The sequence below is a fragment of the Streptomyces sp. NPDC022910 genome (genome assembly GCF_055561075.1).
The window spans coordinates 1-21,144 of the sequence record NZ_JBVHHL010000010.1 but is presented as its reverse complement, the minus strand read 5'-3'; the positions used below and the strand labels follow the sequence as shown (position 1 = coordinate 21,144).

The 21,144-nt window shown below is 71.2% G+C and carries 17 protein-coding genes and 1 pseudogene; 11 read left to right on the top strand and 7 right to left on the bottom strand.

The annotated features are described in order from the left end of the window. The first annotated feature begins 37 nt into the window (after positions 1 to 37). Both ACZ3TS_RS12365 and ACZ3TS_RS12360 read left to right on the top strand, forming a co-directional pair. The gene (locus ACZ3TS_RS12365) at positions 38 to 1,585 is read left to right on the top strand and encodes a 3' terminal RNA ribose 2'-O-methyltransferase Hen1 (RefSeq protein ID WP_467616574.1); all 1,548 of its coding nucleotides are present in this window, start codon (positions 38 to 40) and stop codon (positions 1,583 to 1,585) included. Further along, the gene (locus tag ACZ3TS_RS12360; RefSeq protein WP_467616572.1) at positions 1,582 to 4,158 is read left to right on the top strand and encodes a polynucleotide kinase-phosphatase; all 2,577 of its coding nucleotides are present in this window, start codon (positions 1,582 to 1,584) and stop codon (positions 4,156 to 4,158) included. The genes ACZ3TS_RS12365 and ACZ3TS_RS12360 overlap by 4 nt, the downstream gene beginning before the upstream one ends. A gap of 11 nt (positions 4,159 to 4,169) precedes the next feature. Here ACZ3TS_RS12360 and ACZ3TS_RS12355 read toward each other — a convergent pair. Beyond that, positions 4,170 to 4,651: pseudogene (locus ACZ3TS_RS12355) on the bottom strand (hypothetical protein); the annotation flags it as partial. Positions 4,652 to 4,831: 180 nt separating this feature from the next. On the opposite strand from ACZ3TS_RS12355, the gene ACZ3TS_RS12350 reads away from it, so the two are divergent. The 3 genes from ACZ3TS_RS12350 to ACZ3TS_RS12340 all read left to right on the top strand — a co-directional run bounded on the left by ACZ3TS_RS12350 (position 4,832) and on the right by ACZ3TS_RS12340 (position 8,790). Then, positions 4,832 to 6,055, top strand: a complete 1,224-nt coding sequence (locus tag ACZ3TS_RS12350) for an arginine deiminase (protein ID WP_467616570.1) — start codon at positions 4,832 to 4,834, stop codon at positions 6,053 to 6,055. A 98-nt stretch (positions 6,056 to 6,153) separates the two neighbouring features. Continuing rightward, on the top strand, positions 6,154 to 7,161 hold the full coding sequence (gene argF, locus ACZ3TS_RS12345) for an ornithine carbamoyltransferase (protein ID WP_467616568.1): 1,008 nt from the start codon (positions 6,154 to 6,156) through the stop codon (positions 7,159 to 7,161). A 174-nt stretch (positions 7,162 to 7,335) separates the two neighbouring features. Beyond that, a complete protein-coding gene (locus ACZ3TS_RS12340; RefSeq protein ID WP_467616566.1) occupies positions 7,336 to 8,790 on the top strand; it encodes an amino acid permease in 1,455 nt (484 codons plus the stop codon). Here the strand turns inward: ACZ3TS_RS12340 and ACZ3TS_RS12335 are convergent. After that, complete coding sequence (locus tag ACZ3TS_RS12335) at positions 8,750 to 9,199, bottom strand: ATP-binding protein (RefSeq protein ID WP_467616564.1); 450 nt, start codon at positions 9,197 to 9,199, stop codon at positions 8,750 to 8,752. The two genes, ACZ3TS_RS12340 and ACZ3TS_RS12335, sit on opposite strands and share 41 nt — an antisense overlap. A gap of 331 nt (positions 9,200 to 9,530) precedes the next feature. Here ACZ3TS_RS12335 and ACZ3TS_RS12330 point away from each other — a divergent pair, with 331 nt between their 5' ends. Together ACZ3TS_RS12330 and ACZ3TS_RS12325 are read left to right on the top strand one after the other, a co-directional pair. Then, entirely contained in the window at positions 9,531 to 10,358 is an 828-nt protein-coding gene (locus tag ACZ3TS_RS12330) for an enoyl-CoA hydratase family protein (protein WP_467616562.1), read from the top strand. Positions 10,359 to 10,801: 443 nt separating this feature from the next. After that, positions 10,802 to 13,087 (top strand): bifunctional salicylyl-CoA 5-hydroxylase/oxidoreductase, encoded by a 2,286-nt coding sequence (locus tag ACZ3TS_RS12325; RefSeq protein WP_467616559.1) that lies wholly within the window; start codon positions 10,802 to 10,804, stop codon positions 13,085 to 13,087. Between the two features lie 211 nt (positions 13,088 to 13,298). Here ACZ3TS_RS12325 and ACZ3TS_RS12320 read toward each other — a convergent pair whose 3' ends face one another. Continuing rightward, the gene (locus tag ACZ3TS_RS12320; RefSeq protein ID WP_467616558.1) at positions 13,299 to 14,111 is read right to left on the bottom strand and encodes a PaaX family transcriptional regulator; all 813 of its coding nucleotides are present in this window, start codon (positions 14,109 to 14,111) and stop codon (positions 13,299 to 13,301) included. A gap of 15 nt (positions 14,112 to 14,126) precedes the next feature. Further along, positions 14,127 to 15,836, bottom strand: coding sequence for an AMP-binding protein (locus ACZ3TS_RS12315; protein WP_467616555.1), 1,710 nt, complete (start codon positions 15,834 to 15,836; stop codon positions 14,127 to 14,129). 135 nt (positions 15,837 to 15,971) lie between these two features. On the opposite strand from ACZ3TS_RS12315, the gene ACZ3TS_RS12310 reads away from it, so the two are divergent. Together ACZ3TS_RS12310 and ACZ3TS_RS12305 are read left to right on the top strand one after the other, a co-directional pair. Next, positions 15,972 to 17,099 (top strand): acyl-CoA dehydrogenase family protein, encoded by a 1,128-nt coding sequence (locus tag ACZ3TS_RS12310; protein WP_467616554.1) that lies wholly within the window; start codon positions 15,972 to 15,974, stop codon positions 17,097 to 17,099. Continuing rightward, a complete protein-coding gene (locus tag ACZ3TS_RS12305; RefSeq protein WP_467616551.1) occupies positions 17,096 to 17,518 on the top strand; it encodes a RidA family protein in 423 nt (140 codons plus the stop codon). The genes ACZ3TS_RS12310 and ACZ3TS_RS12305 overlap by 4 nt, the downstream gene beginning before the upstream one ends. Before the next feature lie 19 nt (positions 17,519 to 17,537). Here the strand turns inward: ACZ3TS_RS12305 and ACZ3TS_RS12300 are convergent, their stop codons facing one another. Continuing rightward, positions 17,538 to 17,732, bottom strand: a complete 195-nt coding sequence (locus ACZ3TS_RS12300; protein ID WP_467616549.1) for a DUF5999 family protein — start codon at positions 17,730 to 17,732, stop codon at positions 17,538 to 17,540. A 229-nt stretch (positions 17,733 to 17,961) separates the two neighbouring features. Between ACZ3TS_RS12300 and ACZ3TS_RS12295 the strand changes: the two genes are divergently transcribed. Next, positions 17,962 to 18,384, top strand: a complete 423-nt coding sequence (locus tag ACZ3TS_RS12295; protein ID WP_467616547.1) for a DUF6299 family protein — start codon at positions 17,962 to 17,964, stop codon at positions 18,382 to 18,384. Between the two features lie 116 nt (positions 18,385 to 18,500). Further along, complete coding sequence (locus ACZ3TS_RS12290) at positions 18,501 to 19,112, top strand: VIT1/CCC1 transporter family protein (protein ID WP_467616933.1); 612 nt, start codon at positions 18,501 to 18,503, stop codon at positions 19,110 to 19,112. Positions 19,113 to 19,308: 196 nt separating this feature from the next. Here the strand turns inward: ACZ3TS_RS12290 and ACZ3TS_RS12285 are convergent, their stop codons facing one another. Together ACZ3TS_RS12285 and ACZ3TS_RS12280 are read right to left on the bottom strand one after the other, a co-directional pair. Continuing rightward, positions 19,309 to 20,256, bottom strand: a complete 948-nt coding sequence (locus ACZ3TS_RS12285; protein WP_467616545.1) for an NAD(P)-dependent oxidoreductase — start codon at positions 20,254 to 20,256, stop codon at positions 19,309 to 19,311. 110 nt (positions 20,257 to 20,366) lie between these two features. Further along, a complete protein-coding gene (locus tag ACZ3TS_RS12280) occupies positions 20,367 to 21,062 on the bottom strand; it encodes an NAD(P)-dependent oxidoreductase (protein WP_467616930.1) in 696 nt (231 codons plus the stop codon). Positions 21,063 to 21,144: the final 82 nt, after the last annotated feature.

Below are 21,144 nucleotides of genomic sequence, written 5' to 3'. Positions count from 1 at the left end.
GTGGTCACCGGGTCTTGAGCCCGGGAGACTCGGACATGTGTTCCTGACGATCTCCACGAGCGGCGAAGCCGCCCGCCCGGCCACCGACCTCGGGCACCTGCTGCACAAGCACCCCGACAAAGCGCAGCGGTTCTCCACGTCCTACGGCACCGCCCACGTGTTCTACCCCGAGGCGGACGAGCAGCGCTGCACGGCAGCGCTGCTGCTGGAGATCGACACGGTGGCGCTGGTCCGGCGGGGGAAGGGCAAGGGGCGTGGCGGCGCGCCCGACGCGGCGCTCGCGCAGTACGTCAACGACCGCCCCTACGCCGCCTCCTCGCTGCTCGCGGTCGCGCTGAGCGGCGTGTTCTCCAGCGCCCTGCGCGGGGTGTGCAACGCCCGCCCGGAGCGCGCGGCCACGCCGCTTCCCCTCCGCATCGAGGTACCGGCCCTGCCCGCCCACGGCGGCGCCGACCTCGTACGACGCCTCTTCGTACCGCTCGGCTGGACCGTGACCGCCGACCCGGTCCCGCTCGACACCGAGTTCCCGGAGTGGGGCGACTCGCGCTACGTCCGCCTCGTCCTGGAGGCGGAGACGCTGACCCTGGCCGAGGCGCTGCGTCATCTGTATGTCCTGCTGCCGGTCCTCGACGACGCCAAGCACTACTGGGTCTCCGCCGACGAGGTCGACAAGCTGCTGCGGGCCGGCGAGGGCTGGCTGCCCGGTCACCCGGAGCAGAAGCTGATCACCAGCCGGTATCTGTCCCGCCGTTGGTCGCTGACCCGGCAGGCGATGGAGCAGCTGGAACTGGTGCGGCTGGCCGAGGCCGACGACAGCGAGGTCGAGGAGATCGACGACGCGGTCGAGGAGACCGGCGGCGCGGTCGAGGTGACCGGCGGCGCGGTCGAGTCGGGGTCGGAAGAGGCGGACTCGGCCGAGGCGGAGTCGCCGGAGGCGGATGCGAAGCCGGCGCCGCTCGCCGTGCAGCGCAGGGAGGCGATCCTTGCCGCCCTCCGCGCGTCCGGTGCCGCCCGGGTGCTCGACCTCGGGTGCGGGCAGGGACAGTTGGTCCAGGCCCTCCTCAAGGACGTGCGGTTCACGGAGATCGTGGGCGTGGACGTCTCGATGCGGGCCCTCACCATCGCCGCCCGGCGGCTCAGGCTGGACCGCATGGGCGAGCGTCAGGCGGCCCGCGTGCAGCTCGTCCAGGGCTCGCTCGCCTACACCGACAACCGGCTCAAGGGCTACGACGCCGCCGTCCTGAGTGAGGTCATCGAGCACCTCGACCTGCCCCGGCTGCCCGCCCTGGAATACGCCGTGTTCGGGCACGCGCGCCCCCGCACGGTCCTCGTGACCACCCCGAACGTCGAGTACAACGTCCGCTGGGAGACGCTCCCCGCCGGACACGTACGCCACGGCGACCACCGCTTCGAGTGGACCCGCGAGGAGTTCCGCACCTGGGCGGCGACCGTGGCCGGACGGCACGGCTACGACGTCGAGTTCGTCCCCGTCGGCCCGGACGACCCTGAGGTCGGAGCGCCCACCCAGATGGCCGTGTTCAGCATCAGGACCGCCACGAACGAGAAGGAGGCGAAGGCCGCATGACCGAGACCCGCACGGGACGGGTCCTGCCCGTCACCGACCTCTCCCTCGTGGTCCTCATCGGCGCGTCGGGGTCGGGCAAGTCCACTTTCGCCAGCAGGCACTTCAAGCCGACGGAGGTCATCTCCTCCGACTTCTGCCGAGGTCTGGTCTCCGACGACGAGAACGACCAGAGCGCCACCCGGGACGCCTTCGACGTCCTGCACTACATCGCCGGAAAGCGCCTGGCGGCCGGCCGCCGCACTGTGGTCGACGCGACCAGCGTGCAGCAGGAGGCCCGCCGTCAGCTGATCGATTTGGCCAAGCAGTACGACGTGCTGCCCATCGCGATCGTGCTCGACGTGCCCGAGGAGGTGTGTGCCGAGCGCAACGCGGCCCGCACCGACCGGGCCGACATGCCGCGCCGGGTGATCCAGCGCCACAGACGCGAACTGCGCCGCTCGCTCAGGCATCTGGAGCGGGAGGGCTTCCGCAAGGTGCACATCCTTCGGGGCGTGGAGGAGATCGAGAACGCGACGGTCGTCACCGAGAAGCGCTTCAACGACCTCACCCACCTCACCGGCCCCTTCGACATCATCGGCGACGTCCACGGCTGCTCGTCCGAACTGGAGGCGCTGCTGGGCAAGCTGGGATACATCGACGGTGCGCACCCGGAGGCGCGTACGGCCGTCTTCGTCGGCGACCTGGTGGACCGCGGCCCCGACAGCCCGGGCGTGCTGCGCCGGGTCATGTCGATGGTGGCGTCGGGCAACGCACTGTGCGTGCCGGGCAACCACGAGAACAAGTACGGGCGTCATCTGCGCGGCCGCAAGGTCCAGCACACGCACGGGCTCGCCGAGACCATCGAGCAGATGGAGGGCGAGAGCGAGGAGTTCAGGCAGCAGGTACGGGAGTTCATCGACGGACTGGTCAGTCACTACGTTCTCGACGGTGGCCGGCTGGTGGTCTGCCACGCCGGTCTGCCCGAGAAGTACCACGGCCGCACCTCCGGCCGGGTCCGCTCGCACGCGCTGTACGGCGACACCACGGGGGAGACGGACGAGTTCGGCCTGCCGGTGCGTTACCCCTGGGCGGAGGACTACCGGGGCAGGGCGGCGGTCGTCTACGGTCACACCCCGGTCCCCCAGGCGACCTGGCTCAACAACACCATCTGCCTGGACACCGGTGCCGTCTTCGGCGGCAAGCTCACCGCGCTGCGCTGGCCGGAGCGGGAGTTGGTCGACGTATACGCGGAGCGGGTCTGGTACGAGCCGGCCCGGCCGCTGGCCACCGAGGCGCCCGGCGGGCACGAAGGACGGCCGCTGGACCTGGCGGACGTGTACGGCCGCCGCGTCGTGGAGACCCGGCACGCCGGCCGGGTCTCGGTCCGCGAGGAGAACGCGGCGGCGGCCCTGGAGGTCATGAGCCGCTTCGCCGTGGACCCGCGCCTGCTGCCGTACCTCCCGCCGACCATGGCGCCGACGGCGACCTCGCACGTCGACGGTTACCTGGAGCACCCGGCCGAGGCCTTCGCGCAGTACCAGGAGGACGGGGTCGCGCGGGTCGTGTGCGAGGAGAAGCACATGGGCTCGCGGGCGGTGGCGCTGGTGTGCCGGGACGCGGAGGCGGCACGCGAGCGGTTCGGGGTCGGGGTTACCTCCGGCTCGAGCGCGGCCGAGAGCGGGGGAGGGCCGACCGGCTCCCTCTACACCCGCACCGGACGCCCCTTCTTCGACGACGAGGCGGTCACGGAGCAGATCCTCGACCGGCTGCGTTCGGCGATCACCGAGGCGGGCCTCTGGGCCGAGCTGGAGACGGACTGGCTGCTGCTCGACGCCGAGCTGATGCCGTGGTCGGTGAAGGCGTCGGGGCTCCTGCGTACGCAGTACGCGGCGGTCGGCGCGGCGTCGGGGGCGGTGTTCCCGGGGGTGCTGGCAGCGCTGGAGGGCGCGGCGGCGCGCGGTGTGGACATGACCGGAGTGCTGGCGCGCCAGCGCGAACGAGCGTCGGACGCGGCGGCGTTCACGGCGGCGTACCGCCGGTACTGCTGGACGACCGACGGTCTGGACGGCGTCCGTCTGGCGCCCTTCCAGATCCTGGCGGTACAGGGCCGGAGCCTCGCCGCCATGTCGCACCACGAGCAGCTCGCCCTGATCGACCGGCTCGTCGAACACGACGGGAGTGGGCTGCTGCAGACGACGCGGCGCCTGTTCGTGGACACCGGGGACCCGGAGTCGGTGCGGGCCGGTGTCGACTGGTGGCTGGAGATGACCGGGCGCGGTGGCGAGGGCATGGTCGTCAAACCGGCGGACACGGTGGTGCGCAGCGCTGCCGGCCGACTGGTGCAGCCCGGCATCAAGTGCCGTGGCCGCGAGTACCTCCGGATCATCTACGGCCCGGAGTACACGCGCCCCGAGAACCTCACCCGGCTGCGCCAGAGGTTCCTGAACCACAAGCGCTCGCTCGCACTGCGCGAGTACGCGCTCGGCCTCGAGGCACTGGAGCGGCTCGCGGAGGGCGAACCGCTGTGGCGGGTGCACGAGGCGGTCTTCGGGGTGCTGGCGCTGGAGTCGGAGCCGGTGGATCCCCGGCTGTGACGGGGATTCCGTCAGCCCACCAGCCGCAGCCGCTCTCCGCACACGCCCACCCGGACCGACTGTCCCCAGGTCAGCTCCAGGGAGTCGGCCTCCATCCCGTCTCCGAAGACGATCAGGCGCTCCGACCGACGGTGATGCTGAGCTGTCGTGGCGCCGGCAGCTCCCCCGCCACCAACGAGGTTCCGGTGGCGGGGGAGGGCCAGCCCTCGCGGACGAACCAGAGCAGCCGGTCCTCCGTGGGCGCGGGGAGCGGCAGCCGCCCGCCCCGCTCCTGCCACACCGACCGAAGCCGGCCCGTCGCACCGGTCCCCGTGCCCACCAGCACCCCCGACGAGGCCTGGGCCTCGACGACACCCCCGTCGCCGTCGAGGCCCAGGCGGTAGCGGGCCGTCTGGTGACCGGCCGCGCCCAGGTAGATCTCGTTGAGGGCCACCAGCCGCTGCGCGTCGTCCGCAACGACCTCGACCATGGTCAGCTCGTCCACGTCCGCGCCGCCCGCGGCCATGTGTCCCATGCCCCCTCGTACCGAGAGCCCGTAGGCCCTTCAATTTTCGTCATGCAGACGGTAATGAGGGCATCCGCTTATCGTCAAGAGGACGAAATCACCGCCTCGCACGTTCCGGTTCGCCGCGAACGAAGGGTGAACCCGCACCCGAATGGTCAGGATGGAGACATGGCATTCCATGTCGACTCCGAGGCCGGGCGGCTGCGCCGCGTCATCCTGCACCGGCCGGACCTCGAGCTCAAGAGGCTCACCCCCAGCAACAAGGACGCGCTCCTCTTCGACGACGTGCTCTGGGTGCGCCGGGCGCGCGCCGAGCACGACGGGTTCGCCGACGTGCTGCGCGACCGCGGGGTCGTCGTCCATCTCTTCGGCGATCTGCTCACCGAGGTCCTGGAGATCCCGGCGGCCCGGTCGCTCGTCCTGAACCGGGTCTTCGACGAGAAGGAGTACGGGCCGCTCGCCACCGACCACCTCCGCGCCGCCTTCGAGGCGCTGCCCGCGGCCGAGCTCGCCGAGGCCCTCGTCGGCGGCATGACCAAGCGGGAGTTCCTCGACGCTCATCCGGAGCCGACCTCCGTGCGGTTCCATGTGATGGAGCTCGACGACTTCCTCCTGCGCCCCCTCCCCAACCACCTCTTCACCCGCGACACCTCCGCCTGGATATACGACGGCGTCTCCATCAATGCGATGCGCTGGCCCGCGCGGCAGCGCGAGACCGTCCACTTCGAGGCGATCTACCGGCACCATCCGCTGTTCCGCGGCGAGGACTTCCATGTCTGGTCCCAGGGGCAGGCCGACTATCCGTCCACCATCGAGGGCGGGGACGTCCTGGTCATCGGCAGTGGCGCCGTGCTCATCGGTATGAGCGAGCGCACCACGCCCCAGGCCGTGGAGATGCTCGCGCACAAGCTCTTCGCCGCCGGCTCGGCCCGGACCATCGTCGCCCTCGACATGCCCAAGCGGCGCGCGCTCATGCACCTCGACACCGTGATGACCATGGTCGACGGTGACACCTTCACTCAGTACGCGGGGCTCGGCATGCTCCGCTCGTACACCATCGAGCCCGGCGCCGGCGAGAAGGAGCTGAAGGTCACCGACCATCCGCCGGAGCACATGCACCGGGCGATAGCCGCCGCGCTGGGCCTGAGCGAGATTCGTGTGCTGACCGCCACACAGGACGTGCACGCGGCCGAGCGGGAGCAGTGGGACGACGGGTGCAACGTCCTCGCCGTCGAGCCGGGCGTTGTCATCGCCTATGAGCGGAACTCGACCACCAACACCCATCTGCGCAAGCAGGGGATCGAGGTGATCGAGATTCCGGGGAGTGAGCTGGGCAGGGGGAGGGGCGGACCTCGGTGCATGAGCTGTCCGGTGGAGAGGGAACGGGTCTGATGTCGGCCGAAGCATCCGTATAGAAATGTGGGACATCGTATAGACTTTCATTCGTCCTCCTGTTCGTCCCGCCCCCTCGCACTTTTTGGAGCGCCCCCATGGCGACACTCCCGACCGCCCTCGCCGGACGTCACTTCCTCAAGGAGCTGGACTTCACCGCGGAGGAGTTCCGTTCTCTGATCGAGCTGGCGGCCGAGCTGAAGGCGGCCAAGAAGGCCGGGGCCGAGACGCGCCGTCTGACGGGCAAGAACATCGCCCTGGTCTTCGAGAAGACCTCGACCCGCACGCGGTGCGCCTTCGAGGTCGCGGCCGCCGACCAGGGTGCGCACACGACGTATCTGGACCCGGGCGGCTCGCAGATCGGGCACAAGGAGTCCGTCAAGGACACCGCCCGGGTGCTCGGCCGGATGTTCGACGCCATCGAATATCGGGGGCACGGACAGGGCGTGGTCGAGGAGCTGGCCGCGTACGCCGGGGTTCCCGTGTACAACGGCCTCACCGACGAGTGGCACCCCACTCAGATGCTCGCCGACGTGCTCACCATGACCGAGCACAGCGACAAGCCGCTGAGCGAGATCGCCTTCGCCTACCTCGGCGACGCCCGATACAACATGGGCAATTCCTACCTCGTCACCGGCGCCCTGCTCGGCATGGACGTCCGGATCGTCGCCCCCGGGCTCCTGTGGCCCGACACCACGATCATCGAGGTGGCCCGGCAGCTCGCCGCCGTCTCCGGTGCCCGTGTCACGCTCACCGACGACGTGAAGGAGGGCGTGCGCGGCGCCGACTTCGTCGCCACCGATGTGTGGGTGTCGATGGGCGAGCCCAAGGAGGTCTGGGACGAGCGCATAGCGCTGCTCGGCCCGTACGCCGTGACCATGGACGTGCTGCGCGCCACGGGCAACGACGACGTGAAGTTCCTGCACTGCCTGCCGGCCTTCCACGACCTCGGCACCGACGTCGGGCGCGAGATCCACGAGCGGCACGGGCTCACCGAGCTCGAGGTCACCGACGAGGTCTTCGAGTCCGAGCACTCCGTCGTCTTCGACGAGGCGGAGAACCGGATGCACACGATCAAGGCCGTCCTGGTGGCCACCCTCGCCTGACCGGCGCGTCCGCCGCCGCCGTACCGACCCGGAAACCTCCCGTACGATCCTCGACGGGCCCGGAACCACCCCTTCCGCGGCCCGTCGCTGCGACCCTCCCCCAAGCTCTCGGCTTCGCTCGAGCAGGGGGGCACCCCCACGTCGCTTCCGCACCACCGAAAGAGCACCATCCGTATGCCCGGCAGTTCCGCCAACCCGTTCCGCATCAAGTCCCCCGAGCTGCTCGTCGCCGAGGCCGGCGCCGATCTCGCAGGTCACGGCCTCAAGCGCCATATGGGGCTGTTCCAGCTCGTCTGCTTCGGCGTCGGTGCGATCGTCGGCACCGGCATCTTCGTCGGCCTCTCCGACTCGGTCGCCCAGGCCGGTCCCGCCGTCGTCGTCTCCTTCGTGCTCGCCGCCCTCACCTGCGTCTTCACCGCGTTGGCGTTCGCCGAGCTGGGCGGCGCTATACCGGTCTCCGGATCCTCCTACTCCTTCGCCTACGCGGGCCTCGGCGAGGGTACGGCCTTCCTCGTCGGCTGGTGCCTGCTGCTGGAGTACGGCGTGTCCGTGTCGGCCGTCGCGGTCGGCTGGAGCCAGTACGTCAACGAACTGCTGCGCAGCCTCGTCGGGTGGCAGCTGCCCGCCGCGCTCTGCGCCGGACCCGGCGACGGCGGGGTGGTCAACCTCCCTGCCGTGATCGTCATCTCCATGGCCTCCATGCTCCTCGTGCGCGGTGTCCGGGAGAGCGCCCGGGCCACCGCCGCCATGGCCGTGCTCAAGCTCGCCATCCTCGTCGTCTTCTGCGCCATCGGGTTCACCGCCTTCAAGCACGGCAACCTGACCCCGTTCTCCCCGGCCGGGCTCGGCGGCATCGGTGCCGGCACCACCGCCGCCTTCTTCTCGTACATCGGCTTCGACGCGATCACCACCGCCGGCGAGGAGGCCAAGAACCCCCGCCGGAACATCCCCGTGGCGATCCTCGTCTGCCTCGGCCTCGTGACAGTGCTGTACTGCGCGGTCGCGCTCGCCGCGATCGGCGCCATCGGCGGTCCGGAGGTGGGTGGCCGGCCCGCGGCGCTGTCGTACGTCGTCAACCAGGTGACCGGCTCCGCCATCGGAGGCGGCGTCATCGCCTTCGGTGCGGTCGTCGCCATCGCCTCGGTCGTCCTCGCGGTGATGTACGGGCAGAGCCGCATCCTGATGTCGATGTCCCGCGACGGCCTCGTCCCGCGCGTCTTCGAGCGCGTCTCGCCGAAGACCTCGACGCCGGTCGCCGGCACCCTCATCGTGGCGGTCGTCTTCGCGGTCCCGGCGGCCTTCGCCTCGCTGGACGCGGTGGTCAACCTGTGCACGATCGGCACCCTCGCCACGATGGCCGTGGTCAACGTCGCGGTGATCGCCCTGCGCCGCCGCGAACCGGGCCTCGCCCGTAGCTTCCGCGTGCCGCTCTATCCCGTGGTGCCGCTGCTCGGCATCGGCTTCTGTCTCTACCTGATGTACGAGACGGGCCCGGCGACCTGGGTCCAGTTCGCGGTGTTCCTGGCGGCCGGATGCCTGGTGTACGTGCCCTACGGTCGCCGGCGCTCACGGCTCGTGACGGGTGCCGTCACGCCGGACGCCACTGTCGTGGAACCACAGGCAGTCTGAACCACACCGCCTTGCCGGACGCGGTGGGGCGGTGACCGCAGGACGAACTGAGGCTGCGGATCAGCAGCAGGCCCCGCCCGTGCTCCTGCCAGGGGTCGGGAGCCTCCACGACCGGGTGGGTCAGGGTGCCGGGCGGCGCCGGGTCGGGGTCGTGCACCTCGACCTTGCAGCCCGTCGGCAGCAGCTCGACCACCAGCTCTATCGGTCCTTCGCCCGCAGCGTGCTCCACGGCGTTCGCGACCAGTTCCGCGGTGAGCAGTTCCGCGGTGTCGCTGTCGGCCGCGTGCTGCTGCTCCGCCAGCGCGGTACGGACCAGTGCGCGGGCCACCGGCACGGCCGCGGCGGTCTGCGGCAGCGCGACGCGCCAGGAGGCGGGTGCGGGAGGTTCGTACAAGGCGGGTCCGTTCATGGCGCAGGTCGTCCTGCTTTCAAACAAGAGGCATGGTACGGCGCGCCCCGAGCGGCGCCGTCGGCGGGCTTTGCCCGGGACCTCCTTCGGCCCCGGCACCGGCCCGGTACGGGGCTGCTTACCCCGGGCGGCGCCCGGCCTCGCGTGGCAGAGCCCGTTGTTACCGGCCTGTCGACGAGGTGTGACGCGAGCTGGGCGGCTGTCACACGGCGCCCGGCGGGGCTGCCGCCTCGTACTATCGCGCTATCGTGACGACAGTCACGAATGAGTGATAACTTCGTCACAGAGCACCAGTGCAGACAGCCGCCCCCGTCCGAGGAGGCCGCACGTCATGAGTCCGTTCACCGGCTCAGCCGCCCGCACCGCCGACTGGCGTCACCTGAGATGCGTCCACGCCGACGGGGTCGCCACCGTCACCCTGGCCCGCCCCGAGAAACTCAACGCGCTCACCTTCGGCGCCTACGCCGACCTGCGCGACCTGCTCGCCGAGCTGTCGCGGGAGAAGTCCGTCCGGGCCCTGGTGCTGGCCGGTGAGGGCCGGGGCTTCTGCTCGGGCGGCGACGTCGACGAGATCATCGGCGCCACACTGTCCATGGACACCGCCCAGCTGCTCGACTTCAACCGGATGACCGGGCAGGTCGTACGGGCCGTGCGGGAGTGCCCTTTCCCGGTGATCGCGGCGGTGCACGGGGTGGCCGCCGGGGCGGGCGCGGTCCTCGCGCTGGCCGCGGACTTCCGGGTGGCGGATCCCTCAGCCCGCTTCGCGTTCCTCTTCACCCGGGTGGGGCTCTCCGGCGGTGACATGGGTGCCGCCTATCTGCTCCCGAGGGTCGTCGGGCTCGGGCACGCGACCCGGCTGCTCATGCTCGGTGAGCCCGTGCGGGCGCCCGAGGCCGAACGGATCGGGCTGATCAGCGAGCTGACCGAGGAGGGCCACGCCGACGAGGCGGCCCAGGCGCTGGCCCGCCGCCTCGCCGACGGCCCGGCGCTCGCGTACGCCCAGACCAAGGCGCTCCTCACGGCCGAGCTGGACATGCCGCTGGCCGCGTCCGTCGAACTGGACGCCTCGACGCAGGCACTGCTGATGAACGGCGAGGACTACGCCGAGTTCCACGCCGCCTTCATGGAGAAGCGGCCGCCCAAGTGGCGGGGGAGGTAGCCATGACGGCGGCACACGAGAGTCGGGCTCGGCCGGAGGAGCGGGTGCGACCGAGGGCGGCCTGCGACCCGGAGGGACAAGCGGGGCCGACGAGGGAGTGCGCGCGGGGTGGACGAACGGGGCCGCGCAGGGTCGTGGCGGGGGCTGGGTCCGGTCGGGTGGTGCAGGCGGGGTCTGTGGTGGTGCGCGGGCTGATGGAGGGGGCGGGGTCTGTAGCGGCGCGCGGGGTCGTGGCGCGGGCGGAGCCGGTGGTTACGTGTGGGCCCCCGGCGCAGGCGCAGGCCGGGCCTGTGCCGGAGCGTGGGGTGGAGCGGCAGGCCGGGCCTGTGCCGGAGCGTGGGGTGGAGCGGCAGGCCGGGCCCGTGCCGGAGCGTGGGGTGGAGCGGCAGGCCGGGCCCGTGTCGGAGGTGGGGACGTGTCCGCGGGTCGGTGACCGGGGGCCTGTGTCCGCCCACAGGCCGCTGCGCGTCGCCGTCATCGGCGGGGGACCCGGCGGGTTGTACGCCGCCGCCCTTCTCAAGCGCCTCGACCCGTCCCGTGAGATCACCGTCTGGGAGCGCAACGCCCCCGACGACACCTTCGGCTTCGGTGTGGTCCTGTCCGACGAGACCCTCGGTGGCATCGAGCACGCCGATCCCGTCGTCTACGCGGCGCTGAAGGACGAGTTCGTGCGCTGGGACGACATCGACATCGTGCACCGGGGCGTGTGCCACACCTCCGGCGGCCACGGGTTCGCCGCTCTCGGCAGGCGGAGGCTGCTGGAGATCCTGCACGAGCGCTGCCGCTCGCTCGGGGTCGACCTGCGCGTCCGCACCGAGGCCCCGCATCCCGCCCGGCTCTCGGAGTCGTACGACCTGGTGATCGCCTCCGACGGCGTGCACAGCGGCACGCGCGAGGCGTACACCGAGGTGTTCCGGCCCTCGGCCGAGGAGCACCGCTGCCGCTACATCTGGCTCGCCGCCGACTTCGCCTTCGACGCGTTCCGGTTCGAGATCGCCGAGACCGAGCACGGTGTGATGCAGTTGCACGGCTATCCGTATGCGGCCGACGCCTCGACCGTCATCGTAGAGATGCGCGAGGAGGTGTGGCGGGCCGCCGGGTTCGCCGAGTCGGAGACCGCCGAGACGATCGAGCGCTGCGCCAAGATCTTCGCGGACGCGCTCAGCGGCCGGCCCCTGCGGTCCAACAACTCCACCTGGACCACCTTCCGCACCGTCGTCAACGAGCGTTGGTCGCACGGCAACCTGGTCCTCCTCGGCGACGCCGCGCACACCGCGCACTTCTCGATCGGCTCCGGTACGAAGCTGGCCGTGGAGGACGCGCTGGCACTGGTCGCCTGTCTGGAGGAGCACCCCTCGCTGCGGGAGGCCCTGGCCGCCTACGAGGAGGAGCGGCGCCCGGTCGTCGCCTCCACACAGCGCGCGGCCCGGGCCAGCCTGGAGTGGTTCGAGAACCTCCGGCTCTACCTCGACCAGCCCCCCCGGCAGTTCGCCTTCAACCTGCTCACCCGCAGCCGCCGGGTCACCCACGACAACCTGCGGCTGCGCGACGCGCACTTCACCGAGGCGGTGGAGCGGGACTTCGGCTGCCCGCCCGGCACACCCCCGATGTTCACCCCTTTCCGGCTGCGCGGCCTGACCCTGCGCAACCGGGTCGTGGTCTCGCCGATGGACATGTACTCGGCACAGGACGGCGTCCCGGGCGACTTCCACCTCGTCCACCTGGGCGCACGGGCGCTCGGCGGCGCCGGCCTGGTCATGACGGAGATGGTGTGCGTGAGCGCCGACGGCCGGATCACCCCGGGCTGCGCGGGCCTCTACACCGGTCGGCACGTGGAGGCGTGGCGGCGGATCACCGACTTCGTGCACACCCGGGCACCGGGCACCGCGATCGGCGTGCAGCTCGGGCACAGCGGCCGCAAGGGCTCGACCAAAGTGATGTGGGAGGGCATGGACGAGCCGCTGGAGGAGGACAACTGGCGGCTCGTTGCTGCCTCGTCGATCCCGTACAAGCCCGGGAGCCAGACGCCCCGCGAGCTGTCCCGTGCCCAACTGACCGACATCCGTGAGCAGTTCACCGCGGCCGCCTGGCGGGCCGCGCGCAGCGGCTTCGACCTGCTCGAACTCCACTGCGCCCATGGCTACCTGCTCTCCGGCTTCCTCTCGCCGCTCACCAACCGGCGGACCGACGCCTACGGCGGCGAGCTCGCGAAACGGCTGCGCTTCCCGCTCGAGGTCTTCGACGCCGTACGGTCGGTGTGGCCCGAGGAGCGGCCCATGACCGTACGGATCTCCGCGACCGACTGGTCCGAGGGCGGCACCGCGGCCGAGGACGCCGTCGAGATCGCCCGTGCCTTCGCCGCGCACGGCGCCGACGCGATCGACGTGTCGACCGGGCAGGTGGTGGCGGAGGAACAGCCGGAGTTCGGGCGCTCCTACCAGACGCCGTACGCCGACCGGATCCGCCAGGAGATCGGCATCCCGGTGATCGCGGTGGGTGCCATCTCGTCCTGGGACGACGTCAACTCACTGATCCTGGCCGGGCGCACGGACCTGTGCGCCCTCGCCCGCCCGCATCTGTACGACCCCCATTGGACGCTGCACGCGGCGGCGGAGCAGGGGTACAGCGGCCCGGGCGTGGAGTGGCCGGCGCCCTACCGGGCGGGCAGCCGACGCCCTCAGACGGGACGCACGGACGCTCCCAAGCCGCGGCTCACGCTGGGACGTTGAACTCTGCGGGGCCGGTCGGCCATCCGGCCGACCGCCCCAAAGGTGATCACGTGGCCCCGCGAGACGTCCCGCTGATCGGCAGGACGGACGCTGATCGACTCGGGCGCGCAGACGGCGTCCGGCCGGACCGCCGAGCACATCGATGCCGGTGGTCACGGAGGTCTCGCCGGACGGATGCACGCGCATCACCGCCCCGGAAAGGCCGGCGGGATCACACTCCCGCGAAGACCGCTCCCGCGTCCCGCAGCCGTTCGTGCAGCGCCCGGAAGACGGCGGCAGAGCGGGCACCCGGCCAGTCCTCGGGGAGCAGCTCGGCGGGCAGCCCCGGGTCGACGTAGGGCAGATGACGCCAGGAGTCCAGGGCGAGCAGATAGTCGCGGTACGCGTCCTGGAGCGGGGTGTCCTCACGGGCCTCCCAGTCGCGCAGCACACGCGCGTGCCGGTCGAGGAACGCCTCGTGGTGTTCGGCGATCGCGGCCAGGTCCCACCAGCGGGCCACTGCTCCAGCCGTCGGCGTGAACCCGAGATGCTCACCACGGAAGAAGTCCACGTACGGGTCGAGGCGAAGCCTTTCCAGGGTGTGCCGGGTCTCCTCGTACAGGCGTGCCGGGGCGATCCACACCCCGGGAGCCGCGGAGCCGAAGCCCAGGCCGGCGAGCCGGGAGCGCAGCAGGTGCCGCTTCTGTCGCTCCGACTCCGGCACCGAGAACACCGCGAGCACCCAGTCCTCGTCCTTGGGCGGCGTCGTCGCGTACACGCGCCGGTCGCCGTCGTCGAGCAGTTGCCGTGCGTCCGGCGACAGGGCGTAGCCGGCCGCGCCCGTCGCCGTACGGGCCGAAACGAGCAGTCCGCGCCGTTTCAGCCGCGACACCGACGACCGTACGGAGGGCGCGTCCACGTCGACCGCGGCCAGCAGTCGGATCAACTCCGCCACCGGCACCGGGCCGGGGGCGAAGCGGCCGTAGGCGCCGTAGAACGTGACGATGAGGGACCGCGGAGCGTGCGGATCGGACACGTTGATCACTCTAAATCGTTCGGGTCACTCAAGATCACCTTCTGCCGGTGCGGAGGTGACGCCGGCGACGGCGTCCGGGGCCGCGTCCGCGACGAGGTGCGTGCGCAGCCGGAAGCGCTGGAGCTTGCCCGTCGCCGTACGCGGCAGCGCGTCCAGGAAGACGAACTCGCGCGGGCATTTGTAGGGCGCCAGTTCGGACGTCACGAACGCACGCAGTGCCTCCGGGTCGCGGGGCGCGGCCGCCCTGAGGACCGCGTACGCCACCACGACCTGTCCGCGCGCCTCGTCGGGCCGTCCCACGACCGCCGTCTCGACCACGTCGGGATGGCGCAGCAGGGCGTCCTCGACCTCGGGCCCGGCGATGTTGTACCCGGCCGAGATGATCATGTCGTCGGCGCGTGCGACATAGCGGAAGTAGCCGTCGGGTTCGCGGACGTAGGTGTCGCCGGTGACGTTCCAGCCGCCCTGGACGTACTCCCTCTGCCGAGGATCGGCGAGATAGCGGCAGCCGACCGGGCCCCGCACCGCGAGCAGCCCGGGCTCGCCGTCGGGCACGGGTGCGCCGTTCGCGTCCTGCACGCGCGCGTGCCAGCCCGGTACCGGAACTCCCGTGGTTCCCGGGCGGATCCGGTCGTCCGCGGCGGAGATGAAGATGTGCAGCAGTTCGGTGGCGCCGATGCCGTTGATGACGCGCAGCCCGGTGCGCTCGTACCAGGCCCGCCAGGTCGCGGCGGGCAGGTTCTCGCCGGCCGACACACAGCGCCGCAGCGACGTGGTGTCGTGACCGTCCAGTTCGTCGAGCATCGCACGGTACGCGGTCGGCGCGGTGAAGAGCACGGAGACGCGGTGCTCGGCGATCGCGGGCAACAGCTGTCTGGGCCCCGCCTGTTCCAGCAGCAGGGAGCTGGCTCCGGCCCGCAGCGGGAAGACGACGAGCCCGCCGAGCCCGAAGGTGAAGCCGAGCGGGGGGCTGCCTGCGAAGACGTCGTCGGGCCGCGGCCGCAGCACGTGCTTGGAGAAGGTGTCCGCGATGGCGAGCAGGTCGCGGTGGAAGTGCATACAGCCCTTGGGCCGCCCCGTGGTGCCGGAGGTGAAGGCGATCAGCGCCACGTCGTCGGCCGCCGTGTCCACGGGCGCGTACGGCTTCTCGGGTGCCGGCAGACGCAGCAGGTCGTCGGGGGAGCCGCCGCCGTAGGGGGTGATGCGCAGCCCGGGGATGTCGGCCTTCGCCAGGTCCTCGACCGCGCGCGCGTCGCACAGGGCGTGGCCGACCCGGGCGATCTCGCACACCGTGCGCAGCTCGTGCGGGCGCTGCTGGGCGAGCACGGTGACGGCGACCGCGCCCGCCTTGAGCACCGCGAGCCAGCAGGCGGCCAGCCAGGCGGTGGTGGGGCCGCGCAGCAGGACGCGGTTGCCGGGGACGACGCCGAGGCGGGAGGTGAGCGTGTGCGCGATCCGGTCGACCCGGGTGCGCAGCTGACCGTACGTCCACACGTCGCCGTCCGCCGTTCGGAAGGCCGGGCGGCCGGGATCCGTGCGGGCGAGCAGTTCGGCGGCGGCGTTGAGCCGTTCGGGGTAGCGCAGCTCGGGCAGATCGAAGCGGAGCTCGGGCCATTGTGCGCGGGGCGGGAGGTGGTCGCGGGCGAAGGTGTCGCGGTGGGCGGTGGGGGCGGGGCCTGCCGAGGCCGCGGCGCTCTCGGGGTCCGTACAGCTTGTGGCGTCCCTCTGGTCCATGGCGGTTCGCCCCCTTGTCGTGGTGGGCTCGCGCATCGAGCGTATCGTGTTGGTGACGACAGTCAACGGTCCGCGATACGGTCGGGTGGACAGCTCGCCCGGCCCGGGTTCGCCGTCAGGGAGAGGGGACCGGCCATGACCGCATTCTCGCTCGATCCCGCACAGACCGCCTGGTGCGCGGAGCTGCGTACGGCGGCCGAGCAGCGGCTGCGCCCGCTCGCGGAGAAGGGCGAACCGGGCCGCGTCAACCGGGAACTCGTCGTCGAACTCGGTCAACTCTCCCTGATCGATCGTCTGTTCACCTCGGGCGCGCTCGACCTGTGCCTGATGCGGGAGTCCTTGGCGTACGTCTGCACGGAGGCGGAGACGGCGCTCGCCCTGCAGGGCCTCGGTGCGCATCCGGTGCACGCGCACGGCACGCAGGCCCAGCGCGCCCGCTGGCTCCCCGGCGTCCGCGCCGGCACCACGGTGGCCGCCTTCGCCCTGACCGAGCCGGATGCGGGCTCGGACGCGGCGGCGCTGTCGCTCACGGCCGAGTCCGACCACCCGTCGGGCTGGCGGCTCACCGGTGAGAAGTGCTGGATCTCCAACGCCCCCGAGGCCGACTTCTACACCGTCTTCGCGCGTACCACCCCAGGTGCCGGCGCCCGTGGCGTGACCGCCTTCCTGGTGCCCGCCGACCGCCCCGGCCTGACCGGCACCCCCCTCGACATGCTCTCGCCGCACCCCATCGGCACACTCGCCTTCGACGCCGTGTCCGTGACCGCGGACGACGTCCTCGGCGAACCCGACCGCGGCTTCCGGGTCGCCATGGGCGCCCTCAACCTCTTCCGGCCCAGCGTCGGCGCCTTCGCGGTCGGCATGGCGCAGGCGGCCCTCGACGCGACGCTCGCACACACGGCCGGGCGGGACGCCTTCGGCGGCAAGCTGAAGGACCTTCAGGCCGTCTCCCACCAGGTCGCCGAGATGGCCCTGCGCACCGAGGCGGCCCGCCTCATGGTGTACGCGGCGGCGACGGCGTACGACGAAGGCGCACCGGACGTGCCGCACCGCGCCGCCATGGCGAAACTGCTCGCCACCGAGGCCGCGCAGTACGTCGTCGACACGGCCGTCCAGCTGCACGGCGCCCGCGCCCTGCGCCGTGGCCATCTCCTCGAACACCTCTACCGGGAGGTGCGCGCCCCGAGGATCTACGAGGGCGCGAGCGAGGTGCAGCGCGGCATCATCGCCAAGGAGTTGTACGCCACCGTGGAGGCCCCGTGACCACTGAGCGCAGCGACCCCCCCGAGCTCTCACGGATCAACCCGCCCACCCTCTCCGCACCCACCGGTTTCTCGCACGCCGTCGTCGCGACCGGGTCGCGGGTGGTCTTCCTGGCGGGTCAGACAGCCCTGGACGCCGACGGGAAGGTGGCCGGCGACTCCCTGCCCGAGCAGTTCGAGCAGGCACTCACCAACCTGCTCACCGCCCTGCGGGCCGCCGGCGGCACCCCGGCCGACCTGGCTCGCGTCACCGTCTACGCCACCGACGTCGCCGACTACCGCGCCCACGCCGCCGAACTCGGCCGCATCTGGCGGAACCTGGCGGGCCGCGACTACCCCGCGATGGCGGTCGTGGGAATCACCCGCCTCTGGAACGAGGCGGCCCTCGTGGAACTGGACGGCTTCGCCGTGCTCCCGTGACCCCCGCGGCGGCCCTGTGTCAGGCCGCCATGGCGAGCCGCTCCATCGGGACGCGGTGCGGAGCGACCACGCTGCCGTCGGGGAGCAGCTCGCCGGTGTCGTCGAACACGATCACGCCGTTGCAGAGAAGGTTCCAACCCTGCTCCGGATGAGCGGCGACCACGTGCGCGACGGTGGTGTCGGACGACGGGCATGTCGGCTGATGGGAACACATGGCGCACCTCCGAATGAGGGATGGGCGGCCGGTTGTCGCCTCGTCGAGTAAGACCCTGCTCCGCCCGCCGACTCATCGGAACCGCCTGCCGAAAAGCGTGACACCACGCGGACAACCCCCGGACACGCCGAAGACGGTCGGTGCGGACTCGCCACGAAGGGGTGAAGATCACGCCCCTCGGCACCGCCTCCCGGTACGTGTGGATTCCCCCCACTCCAGGAGGTACTCCATGTCCGTGCGCCAGGTCTTCGGGGTGGTCTTCGGCGCCGCCCTGCTCCTGTCCGCCGCCCCCGCCGCGGGCGCCCGTTCCGGTCCGTACGACGAGGTGACCGTCGACCCGACCGGACACCTCACGGCCGACGGCACCATCACCCTCTCCGGCACCTACCGCTGTCTTCGCAGCAGCGGCCCCGTCTTCGTGTCCTCCTCGGTGTCCCAGGGCGACACCCGCGTGCGCCACGGTGTCGGCGGCACCCTGGCGGTCTGCGACGGCGCCGAGCACCGCTGGACCAACTCGGAGACCGTCGAGGAGGCGTACACCACAGGCCGGGCGCACGTCCAGGCCACCCTGATGGAGCTGAGTGCCACCGGCCTGCCGCTGCCCCGCTTCCACGCGGTACAGGAGCAGGACATCAGGCTTGTCGGGGGCTAGGCGTGGGCCAGGCGGTGTCGGACACCGCCTGGCCGCCCGACGGCGGCCGCCCCGCGCGCGGGCGGCCGCCGGAACGGTGGACGTGAGGCCGGCACACCGGCACACCAAGTGGCGGCATCCGGGCTGCCGTACTGGGCATCAACGACGGCCTGGTCACCAACCTGTGCTTGATCCTGGGCCTGGCTTGCGCACATGCCGGTGCAGGCACGGTACGACTGTCGGGACTGGCCAGTCTGCTCGCCGGTGCGCTGTCGATGGCGGCTGGTGAGTGGGTCTCCCTGCATGGTCAGCGGGAGATCGCCGGAGGGATGGAGGATGCGCTGCACCGGGCGTGGACACATTCACCGCCTGTTGTGCTGGCACACATGGCGCAAGATATACGTGACCGTGGCCTCGACGCCGAGACCGCAACTCGGGCCAGCTGGGGAGTCGCCACGGCCAAACGCACCAACCGGGAGACGGCGTTGCGCATCCTGTTCGGCGTCAGCGCCGAGGAAGCCGGTTCGCCTGTGGTCGCCGCAGTGAGTTCGCTGCTCCTGTTCGCGGTCGGCGCGATCGTGCCGCTGCTGCCCTGGTTCTTCACCGCTGGAGGCCCGGCGGTGGCCGCCTCCGTGGCTGTGACAGCACTCGCCTCGCTTGCCGTCGGCGCGGTTCTCGGCATCGGTTCCGGTCGTCGCCGGGTGGCCTGGACCGCAGCGCGTCAACTGCTCATTGTTGCCGCGGCATAAGCGGTGACTTATGCCTTGGGTGCCTTGGGAGGAGGAGCGGTGAGCTGAAGGTGGTCTTCATGAGACCCCTGAGTGGCTGCATGTCCGTCGAAGGGAGCCCCTGACTCGTGACCACCTCGATCATCGTCCGAGTAAGCGGCTCCCCCGGGACGCGTTCTGGCACATCGACTCGCCGACCGCGGCGACACCGTCATCATCAGGTCTGCGGTGACAGGCCGTCATCCACTGGCACGTTCTGGGCCTCCAGCGTGATGCCGGAGTTCCTGGCCTGTTCGAGGATCAAGGAGGCGAAGTCCTCTTCGATATGCCCTGCGCCGATGGCACCCGCGATGAGCTGAGCCGTGGTGGCGGCGAGCGGCATCGGGACCTCCAGCTCGCGGGCCGCGGAGAGCCCCAGGTCGAAGTCCTTGCGCAGCAGCGGCATGGTGAACGTCGGGGTGAAGTCCAGGTTGACCAGTGCGGGCGACTTGTAACGGGTGAAGACCGAGCCCATCACGGAGTCGTTGAGGAATTCCAGGAATGCGGCACGGCTGACACCGCCCTTCTCCGCGAGGACGGTGATCTCGGCGAGCGACTGGGTGACGACTCCGAGGAAGACGTTGTGCGCGATCTTGACGAGACGGGCGACTTCGCCCTCACCGACATAGGTCACCCCACGCCCCAGCAGAGCCAGCAACGGCTCAACCTGACCGAACACCTCGGGTGAGCCAGAGACCGCGACCGTCAGCTTGCCCGCGGTGATCACCTTCGGGTTCCCGCTCACCGTGGCGGCCAGGAAGTCGGTCCCCCGCTTGGCGGCTTCGTTCCGGATCAGCGCGGACCCCTGAGTGGACACCGTGGAGCAGTCGATCAGCACCCCCGGCGCGGCATCCGACGAGGTCAGCACGCCGCCGGGGCCTGTGGTGACCGCCTCCAGGGCGGTCGAGGCGGTCACCATGGTGAAGACGACGTCCCGGTCGGCCAGATCAGCCGGCCGGTCGGCGATCGTCGCTCCCCGTTCAGCCAGCGGTTCGGCCTTGGCACGGGCCCTGTTGTAGACGGCTACGTCGTGCCCCGCGTCCAGCAGCCGGGCCGCCAGCTGGAAGCCCATGCGGCCGACACCGATCCAGCCGATACGCGGGCGGTTCTGGGCGGCAATCGTCATTTCTGTACCTCAATCCTGGAAGACGGCTCGAACGATGCGGCCCCGCAGCTGACCGGCCGGACGCGGTATACGGCCGGCAAGGGGCCGGTGAGCAAGGATTCGCAGGCGGACTACGACGGCGGCTTCCTGAGGTAGTCGACGGCGGCGAGGTCGTCGTGGGCGTGGCCGGCTGCGACGGTTGCTTCCAGGCGCTCTCGGACGGCCTGGAGCAGAGGGCTGGGGGCGGCGGCTGCCGCGGCCAGTTCGATGTCCTTCAGGGCGAGTTGCACCGCGAATCCGGGCGCGTACGAGGCATCGTCCATGACGCGCACTTTCTGCAACTCGTACGGCATGGCGAGCGGGCCCGCCTCAAGCACCCGGACGAACGTCGCGTGGTCCACGCCGAGATCGTCGCACAGCGCAAGGACGTCGCTCATGGCAACCGTCGAGGCGGCCATCCAGGCGTTGACCGCAAGCTTGACGGCGTTTCCCTCAACCCCCGTCCCGACGTGGAGCACGGACGAACCGAGATCGTCGAGCAGCGGACGCACCCGTTCAAGGACGTCCTCGGGGCCGGCAACCAGCCAGACAAGCTTGCCCTGCCGTGCGGGAGCGGTGCTTCCCGATACCGGTGCGTCGAGGTACGCAACACCGTGATCACGAGCCAGACCGGCCAGCGCGTCGGCTTTCCGTGGCCCTACGGTGCTCGCCTGTACCCAGACGGCGTCGTGGTCGAGCCGGCCGATGGCATCTGACATGACCTCCGCGACCGCATCGCCGTCACGGAGCACAGTGAGGACGACGGACGCGCCGGCCCTGTCTGTCAGACTCCGGTGAGACCGATGAGGTGCACGTCTCTTTGATCTGATGCAGGGCGAGACAGGACCAGGAACAGCGTGACGATGACCG